Source organism: Enterobacter sp. BIDMC 29 (genome assembly GCF_019378755.1).
Taxonomy (GTDB): domain Bacteria; phylum Pseudomonadota; class Gammaproteobacteria; order Enterobacterales; family Enterobacteriaceae; genus Enterobacter; species Enterobacter ludwigii.
Genome location: NZ_CP080000.1, coordinates 4,167,712 through 4,183,376, shown reverse-complemented (window position 1 = coordinate 4,183,376; position 15,665 = coordinate 4,167,712). Strand labels below are relative to the sequence as shown.

Genomic DNA, 15,665 nt, shown 5'->3' with positions numbered 1-15,665 from the left:
AAATACCTTCCCACCACATAAAACAACAATCCCGACCGCATCTCTCGATTTGCACCAGCACGGTGCTAGCGTTATGGTTACCCACTTTCAAAATAAGCTCGACAGATCACCTGCTATGACGTTTTCACTTTTCGGCGACAAATTCACCCGCCATTCAGGCATTACTCGCCTGATGGAGGACCTCAACGACGGGCTGCGCACACCAGGCGCCATCATGCTCGGCGGCGGAAACCCGGCTCAAATCCCGGAGATGAACACCTATTTTCAGACGCTGCTGGCTCAGATGCTGGAAAGCGGGAAAGCAACCGATGCGCTTTGCAACTACGATGGCCCGCAGGGTAAAACCGAACTGCTGACACTGCTTGCTGAAATGCTGCGCAAAGAGCTGGGTTGGGATATCGAACCACAGAATATTGCACTGACAAACGGCAGTCAGAGCGCATTTTTCTACTTGTTTAATCTGTTCGCAGGCCGTCGCGCCGACGGCACCACCAAAAAAGTGCTGTTCCCGCTGGCGCCAGAGTACATCGGCTATGCCGATTCCGGCCTCGAAGAGGATCTGTTCGTCTCGGCGCGCCCGAATATTGAGCTGCTGCCAGAAGGCCAGTTCAAATATCATGTCGACTTTGAACATCTGCATATTGGTGAAGAGACGGGCATGATCTGCGTATCACGTCCAACCAACCCAACGGGCAACGTCATCACCGACGACGAACTGATGAAGCTGGATGCGCTGGCGAATCAGCACGACATCCCGCTGGTGATTGATAACGCTTATGGCGTGCCGTTCCCGGGGATCATCTTCAGCGAAGCACGTCCGCTGTGGAACCCTAACATCGTCCTGTGTATGAGTCTTTCCAAGCTGGGTCTGCCGGGCAGCCGTTGCGGGATCATCATCGCCAATGAAAAAATCATCACCGCCATTACCAACATGAACGGCATTATCAGCCTTTCCCCGGGGGGAATCGGCCCGGCGATGATGTGTGAAATGATCAAACGTAATGACCTGCTGCGCCTGTCGAACGAGGTTATCAAGCCGTTCTATTACCAGCGGGTACAGGAAACGATCGCCATTCTTCGCCGCTACTTACCGGAAGAACGCTGCCTGATCCACAAACCTGAAGGGGCAATTTTCCTGTGGCTGTGGTTTAAGGATCTGCCGATCACCACCGAGCTTCTCTACCAGCGCCTGAAAAAGCGCGGCGTGTTGATGGTGCCGGGTGATTACTTCTTCCCGGGTCTGGATAAGCCGTGGCCGCATACGCATCAGTGCATGCGCATGAACTACGTGCCCGATCCGGAAAAAATCGAAGCGGGCGTGAAAATTCTCGCCGAAGAGATTGAGTACGCCTGGCGCGAAGATAGCCAGTAACGCGTTACGCCAGATTATGCAGCCGTTCGGTGCGTAATCTGGCGGGGTCAACGCAGCGCAGCGCGTGGGTTGGGCACGCCTCCACACAGGCGGGTCCAGCCTCGCGATCTGCGCACAAATCACATTTCACCGCCTGAACGCGGTTCCCCACTCGCTGAACCTGCATTGCCCCAAACGGGCACGCTACCACACAACTTTTACAGCCAATACAGCGCGCCGGCTCCACCCGCCAGGCACCCGCGGTGTGGCGAATCGCCTGTGTCGGACAAACAGCGGCACAAGGGGCATCTTCACACTGATGACAGCCCACAGCCGTAGTGAATGCACCGCCTTTGACCACCCGAATGCGGGGCGTAAACGCGCCTGCAGAAAGCATTCCCTGATGCGACACCACGCAGGCCACTTCGCAGGTACGGCAGCCAATGCATTTTTCCGTATCAGCCAGGATAAATCGGTTCATCTGTCACGCTCCGCGCACGTTAAAACCCAGCTCTTTTGAGATAGCCTCTGCCGTTTCCCGCAGCGGTTTCAGCAGGTTTTTTTCACCAATTTGCTTCATGCGGGACGTCGAGAGCGAAATGGAGATCGCGTACGGCACGCGGCCATGAATATCAAACACCGGTACGGCAAGACAGGAGACGCCCAGCTCGTTCTCTTCTTTATCCATCGCCATGCTGTGCTCGCGGATTTCCGCCAGCTCGTCATACATCGCGCTCAGCTCGGTAATCGTGTTGCGCGTGAGCGGCTGGATCTGCTCATGATGGCTCTGCCAGTAGCTCGCCACATAGTCCTGATGACCAAACGCCATGTAGATTTTGCCCATCGCCGAACAATAAAGCGGCATATGCTGACCGATGTAAGCGCGCGTGCGCAGCATACCGGTTGTGGGCTCCAGCTTATAAATCAGAATGGCGTGATCGTCCTCGCGGCTTGAGAAGTTCACCGTCTCACCGGTGGCGATATTCAGCGTCTCAAGGTGCGGGGCCGCCACGTGAATGATATTCAGCGACGACAGCGCCTTTTGCCCGACGGCGATAAATTTGGTGGTCAGGCGGTAGCTGCCCGCCGCAGGCGCCGGGGTAACGTACCCGCACGACTGTAATCCCTGCAGTAAGCGGTGCACGGTGCTTTTATTCAGCCCTGCCAGTTCCGATAAATGGGCCAACGGACACCCGTTCGGGTAGTTGCTGAGGATCTCAATCAGCATCAGGCCGCGAAACAAGCTCTGGCTACCTGCTGGCCTCTCTTTTTCTTGCGTCATTTCGCTCTCTTTCGTGCTCATCCAATGGCTCCTTTTTATCGCGTCCTGATGGTAGCGCAAAGTGTGGTTCAGTTCACGATCTCAACAGAAAAAACACAACCAGTTGATTTTAATCGATTTTGAAAATCATGAATGTCGTTGATCTGGCAAAATTTGATCGCTATATTTGAAATCAGATTTCGCATAGTGAAATTTAGCGATAAAAAAGCACTCACACTTGCCCCGACAAAAACAGGAGAACAGGGATGAAAGTGACCTTTGAAGAGTTAAAAGCGGCGTTCAGGCGGGTCCTGGTCGATCGCGGCGTAAAAGCGGACACCGCCGACGCCTGCGCGGAGATGTTTGCCCGCACCACGGAATCGGGCGTCTATTCACACGGGGTTAACCGCTTCCCTCGTTTCATTCAGCAGCTTGATGCCGGCGACATCATTCCTGATGCCCAGCCAACACGGGTGACCTCGCTGGGTGCCATCGAACAGTGGGATGCCCGACGTTCGATTGGCAACCTGACGGCGAAAAAGATGATGGATCGCGCCACCGAACTGGCCGCCGACCACGGTATCGGCCTTGTGGCACTGCGAAACGCCAACCACTGGATGCGCGGCGGCAGCTACGGCTGGCAGGCTGCAGAGAAGGGGTACATCGGGATCTGCTGGACTAACTCCATTGCCGTCATGCCAGCCTGGGGCTCGAAAGCGTGCTGCATCGGCACTAACCCCCTGATCGTGGCGATTCCGTCTACGCCGATCACAATGGTCGATATGTCGATGTCAATGTTCTCCTACGGCATGCTGGAAGTGAATCGCCTGGCCGGACGCACGTTGCCGGTGGATGGGGGCTTTGATGATGAAGGGCACCTCACCAGAGAACCTGGCGTGATCGAGAAAAACCGCCGCATTCTGCCGATGGGCTACTGGAAAGGATCGGGCTTATCCATCGTCCTCGACATGATCGCAACCCTGCTCTCCAACGGATCCTCCGTTGCGGAAGTGACCCAGGACAACAGCGACGAATATGGCGTGTCACAAATCTTTATCGCCATCGAGGTCGATCGTTTGATCGACGGACCCACCCGCGATGCCAAACTGCAGCGCATCATGGACTTTATAATCAACGCCGAGCGGGCTGATGACAACGTTGCGGTTCGACTGCCGGGTCATGAATTCACACGTCTGCTCGAAGAGAACCGCCGCAACGGCATCACCATTGACGACAGCGTGTGGGCGAAAATACAGTCTCTGTAAGGAGTGGGCCATGATTTTAGGACATATTTCGCAGCCAAATCCGTGTCGCCTGCCGCGGGCGATAGAGAAAGCACTCGATTTTCTGCGCACCACGGATTTCACGGCGCTGGCACCTGGCGTGGTGGACATTGACGGACGTAACATCTTTGCTCAGGTGCTCGACCTCACCACCCGGACGTGGGATGAGAACCGTCCCGAAGTGCACCGTCGCTATCTGGACATTCAGTTTCTGGCATGGGGTGAAGAGAAAATCGGTGTCGCCATTGATACCGGCAATAACGAAATAAGCGAATCACTGCTGGAACAGCGGGATATTATTTTTTATCACGGCAGCGAAAATGAATCATTTATAGAAATGACGCCCGGCACGTACGCCATATTTTTTCCGCAGGATGTTCACCGTCCTGCCTGCATTAAAAATAAGGCATCGGCAATTCGTAAAATTGTGGTGAAAGTAGCAATCAGCGAAATAGATTAATTTTCTGAACTCTATTGGGAATGCGAAATGACTAACACCGGTTTTATAATTGGTGCGTACCCCTGCGCACCCTCGTTTCACCAGCAAGGGGAACAAGAAGAGCAGGACTTCTGGCGAGAGCTTTCTGACACGCCAGATATTCGCGGGCTGGAGCAACCGTGTCTTGAGGATCTCCATCCGTTGGGTGACGCATGGCTGTTCCGCCATACGCCGGGGGACTGGCAAATAGTGGTTACCGCGGTGATGGAAACCATGCGCCGCCGCGGCACAAATGGCGCGTTTGGCCTGGCCTCTGCCGATGAAGAACAGCGCAAAGCCTGCGTTGACTATTACCGCCATCTGCTGCGAAAGATTGATGCCATCAATACTCGCTTTCCAGGCAAAATTATTGCCCTGGAGATGCAAGCCGCGCCGCAGGCGGGAAACCCGTCTGTTGAACAAGCTACCGCTGCGTTTTCCCGTTCTGTACGTGAAATCACCTCATGGGACTGGTCATGCGACCTGGTGCTTGAACACTGCGATGCCATGACCGGCCCCGCGCCACGCAAGGGTTTTTTGCCCTTAGCGCAGGTGCTTGAGGTGGTGAAAGAAACGGATATCAACGTATGCATTAACTGGGCGCGGTCGGCTATCGAAGGACGCAATACCGCGCTGCCGCCTGAACATGTTAAAGCCGCACTTGAGGCCGGGAAGCTGGGCGCGCTGATGTTCTCCGGGACCTCCGTTCGCGGGGCCTACGGCGAATGGCAGGATCTGCACGCGCCATTTTCCCCGTTCTGTGCCGACAGTTTAATGACCACCGACCAGGTAAAAGCACTTTTTACTGCGGCGAGCGCCGCAACATTGAAATTCTCCGGTATTAAATTACTGGAAATAAATGCTAATGCTAACGTCAGCCATCGCATCGCTATTTTGCGCGACGGCATTAGTGAAATGAAAAAAGCAACGCAATAACAATAAAAATCTTATTCCGGTTACATTCACTGAGATATTAAATATGAATATTTCTACTCATGCTCTACAAGCGGATATTCCGCGCCAGCGCTGGTTAAGAATCATTCCGCCTATTCTTATCGCCTGTATTATTTCATATATGGACCGCGTGAATATCGCATTTGCGATGCCAGGCGGTATGGATGAAGAGTTAGGTATCTCTGCCACCATGGCAGGCCTGGCGGGTGGGATCTTCTTTATCGGTTATCTGTTCCTGCAGGTGCCCGGCGGCAAGATTGCCGTGCATGGCAGCGGTAAGAAGTTTATTGGCTGGTCACTGGTTGCCTGGGCGGTGATTTCGGTCCTGACCGGCGTTGTGACCAACCAGTATCAACTGCTGGCACTGCGCTTCTTACTCGGTGTGGCAGAAGGCGGGATGCTGCCTGTGGTGCTCACGATGATCAGTAACTGGTTCCCGGACGCCGAACGCGGCCGCGCCAATGCGATTGTCATCATGTTTGTTCCCATTGCGGGGATCATCACCGCGCCCCTGTCGGGCTGGATTATCACCGCACTTGACTGGCGCTGGCTGTTCATCATTGAAGGGCTGATGTCCATTGTGGTGCTGGTGCTCTGGGTGTTCACCGTCTACGACCGCCCTCAGGAGGCTCGCTGGATCTCCGAGGCCGAGAAAAATTATCTGATACAAACGCTGGCCGCAGAATAGCAGGCTATTGCCGGAAAAGCGGTGAAAAATGCCTCACTGAGTGCGGTTCTGTCCGACAAAACCATGTGGCAGCTGATTGCCCTGAACTTCTTCTACCAGACCGGGATTTACGGTTACACCCTCTGGCTGCCGACCATTCTCAAAGAGCTGACGCATACCAGCATCGGCCAGGTGGGAATGCTCGCCATCCTGCCTTATGTCGGCGCCATTGCGGGCATGTTCCTGTTCTCCTCACTGTCTGACCGTACCGGCAAGCGCAAGCTGTTCGTCTCCCTGCCGCTGATTGGCTTCGCGCTCTGCATGTTCCTCTCTGTGGCGTTGAAAGAGAACATCTGGCTGGCCTATGCCGCGCTGGTGGGCTGTGGCTTCTTCCTGCAGTCCGCTGCGGGTGTGTTCTGGACGATTCCGGCGCGCCTGTTCAGCGCAGAGATGGCCGGTGGCGCTCGCGGCGTGATTAACGCCCTGGGTAACCTCGGTGGGTTCTGCGGCCCTTACGCGGTGGGCGTGCTGATTACCCTCTACAGCAAAGATGCCGGGGTGTACTGCCTCGCGGTTTCACTGGCGCTGGCCTCGCTGCTCGCCCTGATGCTACCGGCGAAATGCGATGCCGGAGCGGAACCCAACCCCGGCGTGAACCCGCATAAGCACGCAGCCTGATCCCCCCGCCCTCTCCTGAAGAGAGGGCGTAAGACAAGAGAGTCAACGATGAGTGAAAAAGAGCCCTTCTGGCTGGGTATCGATTGTGGCGGAACGTATCTGAAAGCCGGTCTGTACACCAGCCAGGGCCAGGAAGTCTGTATTGAGCGCCGCTCGGTTGCCACACTCAGCCCACACGCAGGCCACGCTGAGCGGGATATGCACCAACTCTGGCAGCAGTGCCACGCCACCGTCGCCCTGCTGCTTAAAAAGGCCGGCATCGGCGGCGCACAAATCAAAGGCGTCGGGATATCGGCTCAGGGTAAAGGACTGTTTTTACTGGACAAGTATGACCAGCCGCTCGGCAACGCCATGCTCTCCTCTGACCGCCGGGCGCTGGAGATTGTACAGCGCTGGCAGCAGGACGGTATTCCTGAAAAGCTTTATCCGCATACGCGCCAGACGTTATGGACGGGGCATCCCGCCTCCCTCCTGCGCTGGGTGAAAGAGAATGAACCACACCGTTATCAGCAGATTGGCTGTGTGATGATGGCGCACGACTACCTGCGCTGGTGCCTCACCGGCGTTAAAGGGTGTGAAGAGAGCAACATCTCTGAATCCAATCTCTACAACATGAACACCGGGCAGTACGACCCGCAGCTCACACGCTGGCTCGGCATCGATGAAATTGACGGCGCACTGCCGCCGATCGTCGGTTCAGCAGAAATGTGCGGGGAAATCACCGCTCAGGCCGCCGCCCTGACCGGTCTCGCAGCGGGTACACCCGTTGTGGGGGGGCTGTTTGATGTGGTTTCCACCGCGATCTGCGCCGGGTTACATGACGACAGCACGCTCAACGCCGTGATGGGCACCTGGGCTGTCACCAGCGGGATCGCCAACGGTATAGGCCATAACGAGCCGTATCCCTATGTGTATGGGCGCTACGTTCATCCGCAGCACTACATCGTTCACGAAGCCAGCCCCACCTCGTCCGGTAACCTCGAATGGCTGACCACACAGTGGGGCGACATGTCATTCGATGCGATCAACCAGTCCGTTGCCAGCCTGCCGAAAGCCGGAAGCGATCTGCTCTTCCTGCCGTTCCTCTATGGCAGCAACGCCGGGCTGGAGATGACCTGCGGGTTTTACGGCATGCAGGCCCTGCACACCCGCGCGCATCTGTTGCAGGCGGTCTATGAAGGTGTGGTCTTCAGCCACATGACCCATCTTAACCGCATGCTAGCGCGCTTCACGCACGTGCAGGCATTGCGCGTAACCGGCGGCCCTGCCCATTCGGATGTGTGGATGCAAATGCTCGCGGACGTCAGCGGTCTGGCAATAGAACTGCCACAGGTCGAAGAGACCGGCTGTTCCGGCGCGGCGCTGGCCGCGCTGGTGGGTACCGGCGTTTATCCCGATTTCCGCACCGCGCAGCAGGCTGTCAGACATCACATTCGCGTCATCACACCCGACAAGCATGCCCATGCGGCCTACCAGCGCAAGTATCAGCGCTACCAGCTACTGATTTCAGCACTACAGGGCTATCACGCCCATGTTAAGGAGCACGACCTATGAGCCGACCATTACTGCAGCTGGCGCTCGACCATACCTCACTTCAGGCCGCACAGCGCGACGTCGAGCGGCTTGCGGATCACGTCGATATTATCGAAGCAGGCACCATTTTGTGTCTCACCGAAGGGCTTAATGCCGTGCGCGCACTGCGCCAGCAGTGTCCGAAAAAAACGATCGTGGCTGACTGGAAAGTGGCCGATGCCGGAGAAACGCTGGCTGAACAGGCGTTTGGCGCAGGCGCGAACTGGATGACCATCATCTGCGCCGCACCGCTGGCAACCGTCGAGAAGGGTCACGAGGTGGCTCTGCGCTGCGGCGGGGAAATTCAGATGGAGCTGTTTGGTCACTGGACGCTGGATGATGCGCGAGAATGGCACCGTATCGGGGTCACACAGGCCATTTATCACCGTGGGCGCGACGCACAGGCCAGCGGCCAGCAGTGGGGCGAGGCGGATCTCGCCAGCATGAAAGCCCTCTCGGATATCGGCCTGCAGCTCTCGATCACCGGCGGCATTACCCCCGCCGACCTGCCGCTGTTTAAGCAGATCAATGTGAAAGCGTTTATTGCCGGACGGGCACTGACAGGCACTGCTAACCCACCGCAGGTGGCCCATGCATTCCATTCACACATCCGCGACATCTGGGGGGAGTAACCATGCGTCAGCATCCGTTAGGTATCTACGAAAAAGCGCTGCCGAAAGCGCTCACCTGGCCAGAGCGCCTGGTGCTGGCAAAAAGCTGCGGATTTGATTTTGTCGAGATGTCGATCGATGAAACTGATGAGCGTTTGTCCCGCCTTGAATGGAACACCGCGCAGCGCGCCTCTCTGGTTGAGGCGATGCTGGAAACCGGGGTCGCGATCCCGTCGATGTGTCTGTCTGCCCACCGCCGTTTCCCGTTTGGTAGCCGGGACGAGACCGTCCGCGAGCGCGCCCGCGCCATCATGACCAAAGCCATCCGTCTGGCGCGCGATCTCGGTATTCGCACCATCCAGCTTGCCGGGTATGACGTCTATTACGAAGAACATGACGAAGGTACCCGGCAACGCTTTGCCGAAGGGCTGGCATGGGCCGTGGAGCAGGCCGCCGCCGCGCAGGTCATGCTGGCAGTGGAGATCATGGATACCGCGTTTATGAACTCCATCAGCAAATGGAAAAAGTGGGACGAAATGCTCGCTTCGCCATGGTTCAGCGTTTATCCGGACGTCGGCAACCTGAGCGCATGGGGTAACGATGTGGCCGCCGAGCTGACGCTGGGCATCGATCGCATCGCCGCCATCCACCTGAAAGATACCCAGCCCGTGACTGAACAAAGCCCCGGACAGTTTCGTGACGTACCGTTCGGTGAGGGGTGCGTTGATTTCGTGGGCATATTTAACACGCTGAATCAGCTCAATTATCGCGGCGCATTTCTGATTGAAATGTGGACCGAAAAAGCCAAAGAGCCGGTACTGGAAATCATCCAGGCACGCCGCTGGATTGAAGCCCGGATGCAGGAAGGAGGGATGACATGTTAGAACAACTCAAAGCCGAGGTCCTGGCGGCAAACCTGGCGCTGCCCGCCCACCAGCTGGTGACTTTCACCTGGGGCAACGTCAGTGCGGTGGATCGTGAACGCGGCCTGATGGTGATTAAACCCTCCGGCGTGGAGTATGACGTGATGTCCGCAGAGGATATGGTGGTGGTGGACATTGCCACGGGCCAGGTGGTCGAGGGGGTTAAGAAACCCTCTTCCGACACGCCAACCCACCTGGCGCTGTATCGCCGTTACCCTGAAATTGGCGGCATTGTGCATACCCATTCCCGCCACGCCACTGTCTGGGCGCAGGCAGGGCAGGATTTACCGGCATGGGGTACCACGCACGCTGACTATTTTTATGGTGCGATCCCCTGCACGCGGTTGATGACCCCGGCTGAAATTGCGGGTGAATACGAATACCAGACCGGTGAAGTGATCATCAAAACCTTTGAGGAGCGCGACGTAAACCCGATGCAAATCCCGGCGGTGCTGGTCCATTCTCACGGCCCGTTCACCTGGGGAAAAAATGCGGCCGATGCGGTACATAACGCTGTGGTGCTGGAAGAGTGCGCCTTTATGGGGCTGTTTTCACGCCAGCTTGCGCCACAACTACCGACGATGCAGCAGGAACTGCTCGATAAACATTACCTGCGCAAGCATGGAGCAAATGCCTACTACGGGCAGTGATCACCCGGAATTAATATGCTCCTTACAGTACCGCCGTTTCCAGACGGCGGGCGTTAAGCCGGTATGCTTTGAAAATATCTGCCGGAAATACCCGACATCATTAAAACCGCAGCGGGTTGCCACTTCGGTCAGGGACGCGGAGTCGTTCAGCAACAGTTTTTCTGCCGCCCTGACGCGCTGGCGATGGATCGCTTCCGTCAGGGTTAAGTGAAAGGTCCGGCGAAATACGCGTCCCAGATAATCGGCATTGCAGTGCAAGGCTTTTGCCAGTTGCGATGTGGAAAGCGGCAGATGAAACTGCGTGCGAATAAGCTGTTTTGCCTTCCATGCCATGGCCGCGCCGGCTTCATCGGCTCTGTCTTCATAACCTGAGGAGATCGACACTTGCTGTAAAATCAGCAGCAAAATCATTTCCAGCGCCACGCTTCGCTGTAATTTTTCCTGCTCACTCAGGAATTGCCGGAATAGCGCAATCACATATTGAGCATCGCGCACGCAGCAATGTTGTTCAATGGCCACCGGAAAAGCATGTGGCAAAGGCGACGATTGCCCTTCGACCTCAAAATGCAGCCAGTAGAACCGCAGGTCCGCCGGGAAATCTTCTGTCCCCACGTGTCGACGCGCCGGCCAGAGCAGTAAGCTCTCTCCCGCTTTCACCTCAAAGAGCGTGTTTTCTTCCTGGATCGTTAATGTCCCTTTTTCGACGAAGATAATCTCCCACGAGGTTAATTTGCGCGCCGGATGCCGGCCCACGCCCCGGGAAATAAAGAGCCCACCATTTTGCACTTTAATCGGAAGCGCTATGGATAATTCAAGCATGGATATTCACCATTCCGCTCTGATTGCCATTAATATTCATCTTATGCTTTGATTATTAATGAATATCTTCCTGCCTTCCCGATCGAAATCACAAATTTTTCATCAGGTCGGAATCGTCACCTTTTTATACTTTTCCCTTCCCTTGTTGGCCTGAGCGTTCGGTGCAGAATGAATGGGGTACCTTGCATAAATACGATAAAAATCGATTACCGAGGAGTTACCTCATGACTTCCACACCGATTACAGAATCACAGGTCGTACAAGGGGCAATGGATGACCGCCTGTCAGTCCGCGAGAAAATTGGCTACGGCCTGGGTGACGCGGGTGGCACGGTCATTACCTGCCTGATCATGAATTTTCTTACCTTCTTCTACACCGACGTTTTTGGTCTGACGCCTGCGCTCGTTGGCACGCTGTTTATTGCCCTGCGCGTGTTTGATGCCATTTCCGATCCGGTGATGGGGGTGATTGCCGACCGAACACAAAGCCGTTGGGGGCGTTTTCGCCCGTGGCAGCTGTGGGTGGCGCTTCCTGTCGGGGTTATCGGTGTACTGACCTTCACCGTGCCTGACGCCAGCATGGGGGTGAAAATCGCCTGGGCGTTTGGTACCTATCTGCTGTTGTCAGTGGGCTATACCGCCATCAACGTGCCCTACTGCGCGCTGATCAACACCATGACCACCCGCCACAGCGAGGTCATCTCCTGCCAGTCATGGCGCTTTGTGCTGTGCGGTGTGGCGGGCTTTTTGGTCTCTGTTGGCCTGCCGTGGCTGGTCGCAGCGCTGGGCGAGGGCAACGCCGCGCGAGGTTATCAGCTCGGCGTTGGGGTGTTGTGCGCCATCGCCGTGGTGATGTTCCTCTGCTGCTTCTTCTGGGTGCGTGAGCGCGTCCCGCTGGCGCTGATGGGCAAATTCACCTTACGCGAGCATTTGGCCGGCCTGCGCAACAACGATCAGCTCCTGCTGATGCTGGTGATGTCATTCCTGCTGATCAACGTCTTCAACATTCGTGGCGGCGGCTACATGTACTTCATCACCTACGTGCTCCAGGGCAGTACCGCTTATACCTCGCTGTTCTTCACGATGGTGACCTTTGCCGCCATTCTCGGCGCGGTGATCGTGAATCCCCTTTCTCGCCGGATTGATACCGTCAAACTCTATTACTACACCAACCTCGTGCTGGCCGCGCTCGCGGCGGGAATGTGGTTTCTGCCAGGCGGTCCGGCTCATCAGATGCTCTGGCTGATCGTTATTCTGAGTAACGGTGTCATTCTCGGTTTTACCCTGCCCCTGCACTTCTCGCTGATGGCATTTGCAGATGACTATGGTGAGTGGAAAAACGGGGTACGTTCATCTGGCATGAACTTCGCTTTCAATCTGTTTTTCATCAAGCTCGCCTGGGCGTCCAGCGCCGGGATCATCAGCCTGGTGTTTATCGCCGTCGCCTACCAGCCGGGCGCGGGCAACCAGACGCCAGCCTCGTTACAGGGAATTACTGCGATGGAGACACTGCTCCCCGCCCTTTTCCACCTGCTGCTGGCGGTCTCAATCCGCTGGTGCAGACTCAACAATCCCATGATGTCGCGCATTGCCACCGATCTGCGCCAGCGTCACGTATCGTCCTGAGGAGAATGACATGTCCATAATGGAAGCCGACCTGCACACACTGAACATCAACGACCCGTTTCTCGGCCAGTATCAGCGGCTGGTGCGTGATGTGGTGATCCCCTACCAGTGGGATGCGCTAAACGATCGCGTTACCGAAGCCGAACCGAGTCACGCCATCACCAACTTCCGCATTGCGGCTGGGCTGGAACAGGGGGAGTTCTATGGAATGGTGTTTCAGGACAGCGACGTGGCGAAATGGCTGGAAGCCGTCGCGTGGTCGTTGTGCCAGAAGCCCGACCCGGAACGTGAAAAAACCGCCGATGAGGTGATTGAGCTGATTGCGGCGGCGCAGTGCGACGATGGCTATCTCAACACCTACTTCACGGTGAAAGCACCCGGTGAGCGCTGGACGAATCTCGCCGAATGCCACGAACTGTACTGTGCCGGACATATGATTGAAGCTGGCGTGGCCTATTTTCAGGGAACCGGAAAACGCCGTCTGCTGGAGGTGGTATGCAAACTGGCGGACCATATCGATCGGGTCTTTGGCCCCGGCGAGGAACAGCTTCACGGTTATCCGGGCCATCCGGAAATTGAGCTGGCGCTGATGCGGCTTTACGACGTCACTCAGGAACCGCGTTACCTGGCCCTTGTGAAATATTTTATCGACACGCGCGGCACGCAGCCTCATTTCTACGATATCGAATATGAGAAACGGGGCCGGACATCGTACTGGAACACGTACGGCCCGGCGTGGATGGTCAAGGACAAAGCCTATAGCCAGGCGCATCAACCGCTTGCCGAACAACACACCGCCATCGGCCACGCGGTTCGATTTGTCTATCTGATGGCGGGTATGGCGCATCTTGCTCGCCTGAGTCATGACGAGGGTAAACGCCAGGACTGCCTGCGGCTGTGGAATAACATGGCCCAGCGACAGCTCTATATTACCGGCGGGATCGGCTCGCAAAGCAGTGGCGAAGCCTTCAGCAGCGATTACGATTTGCCTAACGATACGGTATATGCCGAAAGCTGCGCCTCCATTGGCCTGATGATGTTTGCCCGCCGGATGCTGGAGATGGAAGCGGACAGCCAGTACGCCGACGTGATGGAGCGAGCCTTATACAACACGGTACTGGGCGGCATGGCGCTGGACGGTAAACATTTCTTCTATGTGAACCCGCTGGAGGTACACCCTAAAACACTGGCATTTAATCATGTCTACGACCACGTTAAGCCGGTTCGCCAGCGCTGGTTCGGCTGCGCCTGTTGCCCGCCCAATATCGCCCGCGTGCTCACTTCGCTGGGCCACTATCTCTATACCGTTCGTCAGAACGCGCTCTTTATCAACCTCTATGTGGGGAACGACGTCGCCATACCGGTAGATGAGGGCACCTTACAGCTACGGATTAGCGGTAATTATCCATGGCAGGAAGAGGTCAACATCGAGATCACCTCACCTCCACACGCTGGCGCTACGTTTACCGGACTGGTGCGCAAGCCCGGCCGTGTCACTGAACGGCGAAAGGGTCACGGGTGATGTCTCCCGGGGGTATCTGTACCTCACCCGCCGCTGGCAGGAGGGAGATACCCTTACGCTGACCTTACCCATGCCGGTCCGCCGCGTGTACGGTAACCCGCTGGTACGCCAGCAGGCCGGCAAAGTCGCGCTGCAGCGTGGCCCGCTGGTCTACTGCCTGGAAGAGGCCGACAATGGCGCGAACCTGCATAACCTCTCCCTGCCTGAGCAGAGCGAATTTCGGGTCTTTGAAGGAAAAGGGATCTTTGCGCACAAGATACTGATTCAGGCGGAGGGCATCGCGCGTCACGCTGATGAGAAAGGCACGCAGGCACTGTGGCAGTATGATCGCCCCCCGGTGCAGCGCCAGCCCCGGACGTTGACCTTTATTCCGTGGTTCAGCTGGGCAAACCGGGGAGAAGGGGAAATGCGGATTTGGGTGGATGAGGCCTGAAGGCATCTGTCCTGTCAGCCTCACCCCAACCCACTCCCACAGGCGCGGGAGATAAAAACCGAGGCCGGGTAAGGCAATCGCCACCCGGCTTTAGATCAGAAACGCCAGGACATGCCGGTCATCAGCGCGAAGCTGTCTTCGCGGTCGATCATCGGACTGTTCTTCACGTCGTCAGGTAACACGGTATAGACCGCGCTGGCGTTGATGAACAGATTCTGGGTTAACTGATATTTAGCCGCGAGACCCACATACGGCGTCCAGCTATCACCTGCGGTGTATTCATTGAGGCCTGAGCGGCGAGACTCATTGCCGGATACGCCGTAGTAGTAATCGTTATAGCTTTCGTCGCTGTAGAAAATACCTACCGATGGCGTCAGCGTCAGACGTTCCATCCGAACCGGACGGAAGTATGAGATTTCACCGATCACGCCGCCGCTCTCATCCATCGCATCACCCGAGACCGCCACTTTCAGCGAGCCCCAGTGTTCATGGCGGTAGTACGCCCCGCCGAGAAACGCTGATGCTTTACGCTCATCGAGGTGTTTCATCTGAGCGTCGTCGTTATCTTCAGGATCAAATCGCAGTGGCATCCACGATGCGGTCATGCTGAATTCATTTTTTTCGTCTTTCCACAGGATCCATCCGCCGGTGGTCTGGCGAATATAAAACCGGTCGCCTTCATAGCTAATTAACGGTACCGCTGTGGTATTTTCGTTATATCCTTTATAAGGCGACTCATTAAATACAGCCCCCGCCCCAAGTGAAAAGTCACCAGCCATTGCAGATGATGTTGCAAATAACGTGGCTGCGATGAGTAAATTGTATTTAATAGTCATTA

The 15,665-nt window shown here is 56.2% G+C and carries 13 protein-coding genes and 2 pseudogenes; 11 read left to right on the top strand and 4 right to left on the bottom strand.

Annotation, left to right across the window (positions count from 1 at the left end):
- The first annotated feature begins 115 nt into the window (after positions 1-115).
- Positions 116-1,372: a valine--pyruvate transaminase gene (gene avtA / locus JTA15_RS18560; protein ID WP_020882652.1), complete on the top strand. Its 1,257-nt coding sequence runs from the start codon at positions 116-118 to the stop codon at positions 1,370-1,372.
- 4 nt (positions 1,373-1,376) lie between these two features.
- Here avtA and JTA15_RS18555 read toward each other — a convergent pair whose 3' ends face one another.
- The gene (locus tag JTA15_RS18555; protein ID WP_219372582.1) at positions 1,377-1,832 is read right to left on the bottom strand and encodes a 4Fe-4S binding protein; all 456 of its coding nucleotides are present in this window, start codon (positions 1,830-1,832) and stop codon (positions 1,377-1,379) included.
- A gap of 3 nt (positions 1,833-1,835) precedes the next feature.
- Positions 1,836-2,654, bottom strand: coding sequence for an IclR family transcriptional regulator YiaJ (yiaJ, locus tag JTA15_RS18550; protein ID WP_219372581.1), 819 nt, complete (start codon positions 2,652-2,654; stop codon positions 1,836-1,838).
- A gap of 224 nt (positions 2,655-2,878) precedes the next feature.
- On the opposite strand from yiaJ, the gene yiaK reads away from it, so the two are divergent.
- From yiaK to araD, 8 genes and pseudogenes are all read left to right on the top strand, one after another.
- Positions 2,879-3,877 carry a 3-dehydro-L-gulonate 2-dehydrogenase gene (gene yiaK, locus JTA15_RS18545; protein ID WP_014168108.1) on the top strand — a complete coding sequence of 333 codons (999 nt, stop codon included), beginning with the start codon at positions 2,879-2,881 and terminating at the stop codon, positions 3,875-3,877.
- 10 nt (positions 3,878-3,887) lie between these two features.
- Positions 3,888-4,355 (top strand): YhcH/YjgK/YiaL family protein, encoded by a 468-nt coding sequence (locus tag JTA15_RS18540; protein ID WP_025206436.1) that lies wholly within the window; start codon positions 3,888-3,890, stop codon positions 4,353-4,355.
- Between the two features lie 27 nt (positions 4,356-4,382).
- Positions 4,383-5,309, top strand: coding sequence for a DUF4862 family protein (locus tag JTA15_RS18535; protein WP_181239920.1), 927 nt, complete (start codon positions 4,383-4,385; stop codon positions 5,307-5,309).
- A 43-nt stretch (positions 5,310-5,352) separates the two neighbouring features.
- Positions 5,353-6,672 (top strand): annotated as a pseudogene (locus tag JTA15_RS18530) (MFS transporter).
- 48 nt (positions 6,673-6,720) lie between these two features.
- Complete coding sequence (locus JTA15_RS18525; RefSeq protein ID WP_121340324.1) at positions 6,721-8,226, top strand: FGGY-family carbohydrate kinase; 1,506 nt, start codon at positions 6,721-6,723, stop codon at positions 8,224-8,226.
- Positions 8,223-8,876 carry a 3-keto-L-gulonate-6-phosphate decarboxylase UlaD gene (gene ulaD / locus JTA15_RS18520; RefSeq protein ID WP_219372580.1) on the top strand — a complete coding sequence of 218 codons (654 nt, stop codon included), beginning with the start codon at positions 8,223-8,225 and terminating at the stop codon, positions 8,874-8,876. Before JTA15_RS18525 ends, ulaD begins: the two co-directional genes overlap by 4 nt.
- Positions 8,877-8,878: 2 nt before the next feature.
- Positions 8,879-9,739, top strand: a complete 861-nt coding sequence (locus JTA15_RS18515; RefSeq protein ID WP_014168102.1) for an L-ribulose-5-phosphate 3-epimerase — start codon at positions 8,879-8,881, stop codon at positions 9,737-9,739.
- Positions 9,733-10,428 carry an L-ribulose-5-phosphate 4-epimerase gene (gene araD, locus JTA15_RS18510; protein ID WP_014168101.1) on the top strand — a complete coding sequence of 232 codons (696 nt, stop codon included), beginning with the start codon at positions 9,733-9,735 and terminating at the stop codon, positions 10,426-10,428. The genes JTA15_RS18515 and araD overlap by 7 nt, the downstream gene beginning before the upstream one ends.
- Here the strand turns inward: araD and JTA15_RS18505 are convergent, their stop codons facing one another.
- Entirely contained in the window at positions 10,429-11,247 is an 819-nt protein-coding gene (locus tag JTA15_RS18505) for a helix-turn-helix domain-containing protein (RefSeq protein ID WP_020882659.1), read from the bottom strand.
- 224 nt (positions 11,248-11,471) lie between these two features.
- Between JTA15_RS18505 and JTA15_RS18500 the strand changes: the two genes are divergently transcribed.
- Together JTA15_RS18500 and JTA15_RS18495 are read left to right on the top strand one after the other, a co-directional pair.
- Positions 11,472-12,872 carry an MFS transporter gene (locus tag JTA15_RS18500; protein WP_020882660.1) on the top strand — a complete coding sequence of 467 codons (1,401 nt, stop codon included), beginning with the start codon at positions 11,472-11,474 and terminating at the stop codon, positions 12,870-12,872.
- Between the two features lie 10 nt (positions 12,873-12,882).
- A pseudogene (locus tag JTA15_RS18495) lies at positions 12,883-14,827 on the top strand (glycoside hydrolase family 127 protein).
- Between the two features lie 95 nt (positions 14,828-14,922).
- Here JTA15_RS18495 and JTA15_RS18490 read toward each other — a convergent pair.
- Positions 14,923-15,663: a MipA/OmpV family protein gene (locus JTA15_RS18490; RefSeq protein ID WP_014168097.1), complete on the bottom strand. Its 741-nt coding sequence runs from the start codon at positions 15,661-15,663 to the stop codon at positions 14,923-14,925.
- Between the last annotated feature and the right edge of the window lie 2 nt (positions 15,664-15,665).